Source organism: Limnohabitans sp. Hippo3, assembly GCF_003063665.1.
Lineage (GTDB): Bacteria > Pseudomonadota > Gammaproteobacteria > Burkholderiales > Burkholderiaceae_C > Limnohabitans_A.
Genome location: NZ_NESF01000013.1, coordinates 88,030 through 96,363 on the forward strand (window position 1 = coordinate 88,030; position 8,334 = coordinate 96,363).

Annotated in this window: 7 protein-coding genes; 2 read left to right on the forward strand and 5 right to left on the reverse strand. The window is 63.4% G+C overall.

The window, feature by feature from the left end:
• Window positions 1-87 precede the first annotated feature (87 nt).
• The 5 genes from B9Z34_RS13040 to B9Z34_RS13060 form a co-directional block, all read right to left on the reverse strand.
• Window positions 88-1,341: a multifunctional CCA addition/repair protein gene (locus B9Z34_RS13040; RefSeq protein ID WP_108428549.1), complete on the reverse strand. Its 1,254-nt coding sequence runs from the start codon at window positions 1,339-1,341 to the stop codon at window positions 88-90.
• Window positions 1,342-1,349: 8 nt separating this feature from the next.
• A complete protein-coding gene (locus B9Z34_RS13045) occupies window positions 1,350-2,033 on the reverse strand; it encodes a glutathione S-transferase family protein (protein ID WP_108428550.1) in 684 nt (227 codons plus the stop codon).
• Between the two features lie 174 nt (window positions 2,034-2,207).
• Entirely contained in the window at window positions 2,208-3,167 is a 960-nt protein-coding gene (locus B9Z34_RS13050; RefSeq protein WP_108428551.1) for a complex I NDUFA9 subunit family protein, read from the reverse strand.
• The gene (locus B9Z34_RS13055) at window positions 3,164-4,252 is read right to left on the reverse strand and encodes a M14 family metallopeptidase (RefSeq protein ID WP_108428552.1); all 1,089 of its coding nucleotides are present in this window, start codon (window positions 4,250-4,252) and stop codon (window positions 3,164-3,166) included. Before B9Z34_RS13055 ends, B9Z34_RS13050 begins: the two co-directional genes overlap by 4 nt.
• Before the next feature lie 11 nt (window positions 4,253-4,263).
• Window positions 4,264-5,475 (reverse strand): M20 aminoacylase family protein, encoded by a 1,212-nt coding sequence (locus B9Z34_RS13060; RefSeq protein WP_108428553.1) that lies wholly within the window; start codon window positions 5,473-5,475, stop codon window positions 4,264-4,266.
• A gap of 200 nt (window positions 5,476-5,675) precedes the next feature.
• On the opposite strand from B9Z34_RS13060, the gene B9Z34_RS13065 reads away from it, so the two are divergent.
• Both B9Z34_RS13065 and B9Z34_RS13070 read left to right on the forward strand, forming a co-directional pair.
• Window positions 5,676-7,778, forward strand: a complete 2,103-nt coding sequence (locus B9Z34_RS13065; protein WP_108428554.1) for a molybdopterin-dependent oxidoreductase — start codon at window positions 5,676-5,678, stop codon at window positions 7,776-7,778.
• The gene (locus B9Z34_RS13070; protein WP_108428555.1) at window positions 7,771-8,067 is read left to right on the forward strand and encodes a polyhydroxyalkanoic acid system family protein; all 297 of its coding nucleotides are present in this window, start codon (window positions 7,771-7,773) and stop codon (window positions 8,065-8,067) included. Before B9Z34_RS13065 ends, B9Z34_RS13070 begins: the two co-directional genes overlap by 8 nt.
• Window positions 8,068-8,334 lie beyond the last annotated feature (267 nt).

Genomic DNA, 8,334 nt, shown 5'->3' on the forward strand with positions numbered 1-8,334 from the left:
CTTTGTGGGAGGCTGCCCCTGCAGCCGAATGCCTGCACAGCCATCGCACACATTCGCGAGCAGGGGCTCGCTCCTACAAAGACAGCGTTACAGCGATGCCAGTGCGATGGCTTGGATTCGGGCTTGGGTGATCTGCGTGCCAATTTGAGGGCCCTTGAGGCCCTGAGCTGCCGCAGCTTGCGCAATGGGTGCGGTCTCGACGGACAGCGCGGCCTGTTGGGCTTTCAACAAGCGGTCGGCTTGGGGGTAAGCCGCATCGTCAAACCCCAGCCGACCTCGTGCATCGCACTCGCATGCCTGCAGCACCCGCGCAAAGCGCTCGGGCTGGCGAATCGCGTCACAACGCTCCAGCAAACGCATCAGGGCCTCCGGCCCCAGCTCGGCGCTGCGGTGGATGTTGCCGTGCTCACGCGCCACCACCTCGGCCAGTTCTTTGCAATCGGTGGGCACGCGCAGGCGCTCGCACACCTTTTGCAAGAGTTTGACGCTGCGCCCTTCATGGCCAATGTGGCGGGGCAGCACGTCGGCGGGTGTCGTGCCTTTGCCCAGGTCGTGCATCAGGCAGGCCACGCGCACGGGCAGCGGCATGTTCAGTCTGGTCGCCATGTCCATCACCAGCATCATGTGCACGCCCGTGTCGATTTCGGGGTGGTATTCCGGGCGCTGGGGCACATCCCACAGGCGGTCCAGTTCAGGCAGCAAGACTTTCAGTGCGCCACATTCGCGCAACACCTCGAACATGCGGGAGGGCTTGGGGGCCATCAGGCCTTTGGCCAGTTCCTGCCAGACGCGCTCGGGCACCAGGTGGTCCACCTCGCCGTCCTCGACCATCTGCCGCATCAAGGCCATGGTGTCGCCCGCCACAGAAAAGTCGGCAAAGCGCGCCGCAAAACGTGCCAGCCGCAGGATGCGTACAGGGTCCTCGGCAAAGGCCTCGGTGACATGCCGCAGCACCTTGGATTGCAGGTCGCGTAGGCCGCCGTAGGGGTCGACGATCTGACCTGTCCAGGTGGTGGGGGCTTGGTGGGCCAGCGCCTCGGGCACGGCCATGGCGTTCACCGTGAGGTCGCGCCGGGCCAGGTCTTCTTCGAGGGTGACTTCGGGCGCGGCTTGCACCGCAAAGCCCTTGTAGCCACGGGCGGTCTTGCGCTCGGTGCGGGCCAGAGCGTATTCCTCGCGGGTCTGCGGGTGCAAAAACACCGGAAAGTCCTTGCCCACAGGCACATAACCCTGTGCGCTCATGGCTTCGGGCGTGCTGCCCACCACCACCCAGTCGCGATCGTTGACGCGCTGGCCCATCAAGGCATCGCGCACCGCACCGCCGACGACAAAAACACCCATGGTGGCTTTCAGCGGTGAAGCCGAAAAGGCTCTTCAAAGTCGATGAAGTCCTGCTCGGCCAGTGCTTCGTCGATCCAGGACTTCACGCCGGGCAGGGCGCACACGCGGTCCATGTAGGCCTGCACATCGGCAGGCACGGGCAGGGCATAGGTTTTCAGGCGCATGACCACCGGGGCAAAGTAGGCGTCGGTCACGGTGAAGGGGCCAAACAGCATGGGGCCGCCGTGTTCTTGGAGCAAGTCGCTCCACAGGCTGCAGATGCGGTTCAGATCGGCGCGCACGGCGGGCTTGTCGCGCAGCGCCAAAGCGCCGATTTCGGGCAGGTGCGCCTCGATGTTCATCGGGCAGGCGCTGCGCAGACCCGTAAAACCGCTGTGCATCTCTGCGCAGATGCTGCGCGCGCGTGCCCGGGCGGCACGGTCTTTCGGCCAAAGCTGTTTTTCGGGGAACTGCTCGGCCACGTATTCGGCAATCGCCAGGGTGTCCCACACGGCCAGACCATCGTGCACCAACACGGGCACCTTGCCCACCGGGTTCACGTTCTTGAGCATGGCCTTGAATTGGGAATCGGGCGCAAAGCTGTCAAAGCGGACATAGACCTCTTCAAAGTCAATGCCCGTTTGGCGCAGCAACACCCAGGGGCGCATGGACCAAGACGAGTAGTTTTTGTTGGCGATGTAGAGCTGGATCATGTTTTATCTCCCGTGTGGCGAAACCCACATGTTAGCGACCACGGCTGTCAAAAAGAGACAAATTAGACCGCCAAGATGTGTGAGGGGATGCGGCGGGTGACGATTTTCGGTACCCCGTCATGAGGAGCCCGCCGCATCCCCTCACACACCCACCAAAGCGCATCGCCAGTGGGATCAGCGCCCAGCGCGTGAGCGCCAGCTGTTCAAGCGACTGCATGGCCCGCGGTGGCCCAGATAGCTGGGCGCTACACCTGCTGCAGAAGCTGCGCTGATGCCCAAGTCGGAAAGACCCGGCAGCTGGCCCGTGGCCACGTTGTCCACCTTCATCGAAGCCAGGTTGTCCCGGCTCATCAGCGGCTCGCCGGGTGCCATTTCCATGGCCGCAGCTTGCAGCCAGCCCACCCACATCGGCAAACCGACAACCGGCCGACCCCGGCCGTGGTTCACGCCCGCCCACTGGCCAGCCTTTTTGACCAGCTCGCCCAGCGTCAACACATCCGGGCCGCACAGCTCGTAAGTCTGGCCAATGGTGTCCGGCTTTTGCAGACAGACCGCCACGGCCCGCGCCACATCAGCCACCCACACGGGCTGAAAACGTGTGCCGCTGCCCGCCAAGGGCATGAAGGGCGCCACGGCCTGCAGATCGGCAAACAGGTTGAGGAATTTGTCTTCGGCACCAAAAATCACGCTGGGGCGCAAGATCGTTAGCTGCAGCCCCGCGTTGTGCAAGACCGTCTCGCCCCGCGCCTTGCTGCGCTGGTACATCGAAGGGCCTTGTGGGTCGGCACCCAAAGCGCTGACGTGGATCAGTCGCTGCACGCCTGCTTTTTTCATGGCGCTGGCGATTTTGCCGGGCAGCTGAACATGCACCCGTTCGAAGCGCTCTTCGTTGCCATGCAGCACGGCCACCAGGTTCACCACCGCGTCGTGGCCAGGCATCAGCCGGGCCAGATCGGCTTCCTGGTGAACAGAGGCTTCGATCACCGTCAGACCGGGCAGGCTTTGCACGCTGGCCGCATTCACGGCGCGACGGGTCGGCACCGTGATCTGCCAGCCCAGGCGGGTCAGTTGCTCGCAGACGTGGCGACCGACAAAGCCGCTGCCACCCAGCACCAGAACGCGCGGGGTGCTCATGGCGTGTCCAAACCCGTGACAGCCTGGTGCATCGCTTCCATCGCTTGATCAACGATCTGGGTGCGCCATTCGTCGGTGTCGACGTAAAAAGCGTCCATCAGGTCTTGTTTGATCTGCTTTTTCAAGGCTTCGGGGGCTTCGGGGTGCCCTTGCAACCAGTGGTCACCGCGCAAGGCGTAAAGCACCTTGTCCGGTGGCTGTGTGCCGTATTCCAGGGCGATGCCGGTGTATTGGGCTTGCCTGCATTCCTGGTAGGCCGCCATCCACATCAGTCCCGTCAGCATGGGTGAGCTGGAGGAGCCGTCATAAATCGAGGTGATGCCTTGGCCCCACCACGCTTTGGCACGCTGGTAGGCCGCTGCATCGTCGGCGCAGGCAAAAATGCGCTCGCCCACGCCATTCGGGCCCAGGCCTGTGTGCAGATCGATCCAGGCCAGTTTTTGGCATGACTGACCGTATTTTTGCAGCACCGAGCGCAAAGTGAGGTTGCTCCAGGTCGGTGCTTTCCCGCCAAAGAACAGACCTTCAGGAAACTCATGCTGCCCTTTGGAGATGGCTGCCTGATAGGCCTTCATGCCGCGTTCGGCAATGTACTGGGCGGTGGCTGCCGCGTTGGTCGCGTCAGGTGGCCAGACTTCGGGCAGGAGCAAGGGCTGGATTTCCCGGTAGGCCGGGTTGTCGGGCAGAGGCTTGGAGAAGTCCTGGAAATTGCGGTTGATGTCCACGTTTTCGTGGGTCACGCGCCGCACATGCGAGAAGCCGTGGGGGTTGAGCGCATGGATGTAGAGCACAGCAACACCCCGTGCACGGGCCGCTTCACGCCAAGCGCTGTTTTTCAGGGCATGGATCTGCACGCCGGAGCCGCAGTAGCCTTCCACGCCGTGGCAGGCACTGCTGATGACCAGCAACGCTTTGGCATCGGGCGCACCGTCGAGCACCACGTCCATGGCCAGGGTTTCGCCATCGCGCCCAGGCAAAGGGTGAATGTTGGAATCCACCTGCAGGCCGGCGCTTTGGGCGGCGCTCAGGAACTTCTCACGCGCTTGGGCGTAGCTTTTGGAAAAGCCGTTCTGGATGTCGTTCATGCGGAGCCTGATCAAGCAGTCTGGGTGGGTTGGGCCAGCCACTGTGTGGCCAATTCCACCCAATACGTACCACCCAGCGGGATCAGGTCGTCGTTGAAGTCGTAGCTCGGGTTGTGCAAGGTGCAGGGGCCGCCGCCGTGGCCCATTTCGCGGTGCGTGCCATCGCCGTTGCTGATGAACACATAAGCGCCCGGCTTGGCCTGCAGCATGTACGAGAAGTCTTCCGCGCCCATGGTGGGTTCCTGGTGCAGCACCTGCTCGGCCCCCACGATGCCGGTCATGACCTGGCGGGCAAAGTCGGCCTCGGCGGCGCTGTTGATGGTGGGCGGGTAGTTGCGCTCAAACTCGAACTCGCATTGCGCGTCAAAAGCGGCGCATATCGACTCGGCCACCTGCTTCATGCGAGTCTCGATCATGTCGAGCACCTCGATGCTGAAGGTGCGCACCGTGCCCTGCAGTTCGCAGAAGTCGGGCACCACGTTGGTGGCTTCGCCCGCGTGGATCATGGTGACCGAGATCACGCCCGCGTCCACGGGCTTTTTGTTGCGGGTGATGATGGTCTGGAAGCCCTGCACCATCTGGCAGGCGATGGGCACCGGGTCGATGCCGTTGTGCGGCAGCGCGGCGTGGCTGCCCTTGCCGCGGATGGTGATCTTGAACTCGTTGCTCGACGCCATCACCGGGCCTGCGCTGACAGCAAAGGTGCCCACCGGGGCGCCGGGCCAGTTGTGCATGCCGAACACGGCCTGCATCGGGAATTTGTCGAACAGGCCGTCCTTGATCATCTCGCGGGCACCGCCGCCGCCTTCTTCGGCGGGTTGGAAAATCAAATACACCGTGCCGTCAAAGTCGCGGTGTTTCGAGAAATGCTTGGCGGCTGCCAACAGCATGGCTGTATGGCCGTCGTGGCCGCAGGCGTGCATCTTGCCCTGGTGTTTGCTGGCGTGGGCGAAGGTGTTGAACTCCTGCATCGGCAAGGCATCGATGTCGGCGCGCAGACCAATGCCACGGCCACAAGCGCCGCCGTCACGCCCGTGCACGATGCCGACCACGCCCGTGGTGCCCATGCCCCGGTGAATGGGGATGCCCCAGTCGGTCAGCTGTTTGGCCACCACATCGGCCGTGCGCACTTCCTGAAAGCACAACTCGGGGTGGGCGTGGATGTCTTTGCGAATGGCCGCGATGCTGGCCGCGTCGGTGAGGATGGAGTCGATGATTTTCATAGGTACAGTCTAGCCACACTTGAGGGGGATTGCCAACACCCCTGTGCACATGGGGGACAACTTAAAACATCATCGCTGTAAGCACCCCAAGCGCCAACACCCCTGTGCACATGGGGGACAAGCTTGTCCCCCGGCACCTTGCGGGTTTGGGCCACAATCAGGCCGAATCTTCGCCCCTAGCCCCACCGCAGACCCAACCCATGACCGACTCCCTTTTGGCCCCCCAGACCGTGCGCGGTGCCTGCCCGCACGACTGCCCCGACACCTGCGCCCTGCTGACCACCGTGGAGAATGGCCGTGCCGTCAAGGTGCAGGGCAACCCGGCGCATGCGCCCACCGACGGCGTGCTGTGCACCAAGGTTTCCAGGTACACCGAACGCACCTACCACCCCGAGCGTTTGCTGCAACCCCTGCGTCGGGTCGGCCCCAAGGGCACGGGCCAGTTTGAGCCCGTGGGCTGGGACGAGGCTTTGGATGCGATTGCCGCACGCCTGAAAACCATCGCCGCTCGCGACCCGCAGGCCATCTTGCCTTACAGCTATGCGGGCACCATGGGCCTGGTGCAAAGCGAGTCGATCGCGGCGCGGTTTTTCCACCAGCTAGGCGCATCGCTGCTGGACCGCACGATTTGCGCCTCGGCCGGGGCCGAAGCGCTGACCCAGACCCTGGGCAACAAAGTGGGCATGAAGAACGAGTTTTTTGCCGAATCCAAACTGATCGTCATTTGGGGCAGCAACTCGATTGGCAGCAACCTGCATTTTTGGCGCATCGCCCAGGCGGCCAAGCGCAATGGGGCCAAGCTGGTGTGCATCGACCCCCGGCGCAGCGAAACGGCCGAAAAATGCCACGAACACATCGCCTTGCGCCCCGGCACCGACGCCGCGCTGGCGTTATCTCTCATGCATGAGCTGATCGTGCATGGCTGGCTCGATCAGGACTACATCGACCGCTACACCCTGGGCTGGGACGCTTTGAAGGCCCGGGCCCTGCAATGGTCACCCGAGCGGGCGGCCGAGGTGTGTGGTGTGCCGGTGGAGCAAATTCGCCAACTGGCCCGCGACTGGGGCACGACCCAACCCGCGGCCATTCGTTTGAACTACGGCATGCAGCGGGTGCGCGGGGGCGGCAATGCGGTGCGGGCGATTGCGTGTTTGCCTGCGCTCACCGGGGCCTGGCGGCACCGCGCGGGCGGGGTCTTGCTCAGCAGCTCGGGGCATTTCCCGGTGCGGCGGGCGGCTTTGCAGCGGCCCGATTTGTTGGGCGACAGACGCCCGCGCACCATCAACATGGCCACCATTGGCGACGATTTGCTTCGCCCGGCATCGCCCGCATTCGGCCCGAAAATTGAAGCCTTGATCGTCTACAACAGCAACCCGGTGGCTGTGGCCCCCGAGTCGGGCAAGGTGGTGCAGGGCTTTGGCCGCGAAGACCTGTTCACCGTGGTGCTAGAGCATTTCCAGACCGACACCGCCGACTACGCCGACTTCATCTTGCCCGCCACCACGCAGCTGGAGCACTGGGACATCCACACCAGCTACGGCCACACCGACGTGCTGCTCAACCGCCCGGCGATTGCCCCTGTGGGCGGTGCACGCACCAACACCGACATCTTCCGGGCGCTGGCTGCGCGCATGGGTTTTGACGACCCGTGTTTTGCCGAGAGCGACGAAAGCCTCTGCCGCAGCGCTATCGGTGATGCGCAGGATTTTGAGCAACTGCTGGCACACGGCTTTGCCTCTTTGCCCGTGCCCGATGCGCCGTTTGCGCAGGGTGGTTTTCCCACGCCCTCGGGCCGCTGCGAATTTTTCAGCCAACGCCTGGCCGACCAGGGCCTGGATGGTCTGCCCGACCACCTGCCCAACTACGAGCTGGCCGCGCCGGGTGGCCGCTACCCGCTGGCCATGATCTCACCGCCTGCGCGCAACTTTTTGAATTCGACCTTCGTCAACGTGCAAAGCCTGCGCGACATCGAGACCGAGCCGTTGCTGGAGATGCATCCGCAAGACGCAGCGTTTCGGGGTATTGCCGATGGCGCGGTGGTGCGTGTGTTCAACGACCGGGGCACTTACCACTGCAAGGCCCGGGTGAACCAACGTGCACGGCCGGGCGTGGTCAACGGCTTGGGCATCTGGTGGCGCAAGCTGGGCCTGAACGGCACCAACGTCAACGAGCTGACCAGTCAGCACCTGACCGATCTGGGCCGAGCGCCCGTGTTTTACGACTGCTTGGTGGAGGTGGCTTTGGACACCGCATTGGCCGCCCAAGGCACGAACCCCCAAGCCCAAGAAACGCACCATGCCTGAACTGAAGATCGAACGTGAACACACCTTGGGCTTGGCGGGCGCGCGCGCCGTGGCCGACCGCTGGCGCGAACAGGCCGAGCAAGACTGGGGCATGGCCTGCGTGTCTGAGCCTGGTGAGGCACAAGACCGCATGCGCTTTGAGCGCAGTGGGGTGAGTGGCGAGTTGAGGGTGAGCGACACCCGTTTTGACCTGCAGCTGAAACTGGGTTTTTTGTTGGGCGCCTACAGCGGCAAGATCGAAGCAAAAATCCGGGCCAATCTGGATGAGTTGTTAGGGCCCGAGGCCTGAGTTCGGATTCCACCTTTTTGGGTCGTGCCCAGCTTGATTGGGTAGTCACAGCGATCGGAGGCATGGACTCTCGATCGAATCGGAGGGAGAGACAAATCAAGTGTCGAGGACAACAAGCTCCCCTTGTCATACCCGCGCAGGCGCATATGCGCTAACTTAATATCTTACGCAACGTTGCCCTCTGTGAGCGGCGTTTTCGGCTCGGTTCAGCCAAACGGTAGCGTAGGTCCTGCCATCGCCTGATCGCATCGGTCACCCGAAGATTAG

Coding starts and splice junctions, on each gene's coding strand:
- B9Z34_RS13040 (WP_108428549.1), bottom strand. CDS start 1,341: ATGGGTGTTTTTGTCGTCGGCGGTGCGGTGCGCGATGCCTTGATGGGC.
- B9Z34_RS13045 (WP_108428550.1), bottom strand. CDS start 2,033: ATGATCCAGCTCTACATCGCCAACAAAAACTACTCGTCTTGGTCCATG.
- B9Z34_RS13050 (WP_108428551.1), bottom strand. CDS start 3,167: ATGAGCACCCCGCGCGTTCTGGTGCTGGGTGGCAGCGGCTTTGTCGGT.
- B9Z34_RS13055 (WP_108428552.1), bottom strand. CDS start 4,252: ATGAACGACATCCAGAACGGCTTTTCCAAAAGCTACGCCCAAGCGCGT.
- B9Z34_RS13060 (WP_108428553.1), bottom strand. CDS start 5,475: ATGAAAATCATCGACTCCATCCTCACCGACGCGGCCAGCATCGCGGCC.
- B9Z34_RS13065 (WP_108428554.1), top strand. CDS start 5,676: ATGACCGACTCCCTTTTGGCCCCCCAGACCGTGCGCGGTGCCTGCCCG.
- B9Z34_RS13070 (WP_108428555.1), top strand. CDS start 7,771: ATGCCTGAACTGAAGATCGAACGTGAACACACCTTGGGCTTGGCGGGC.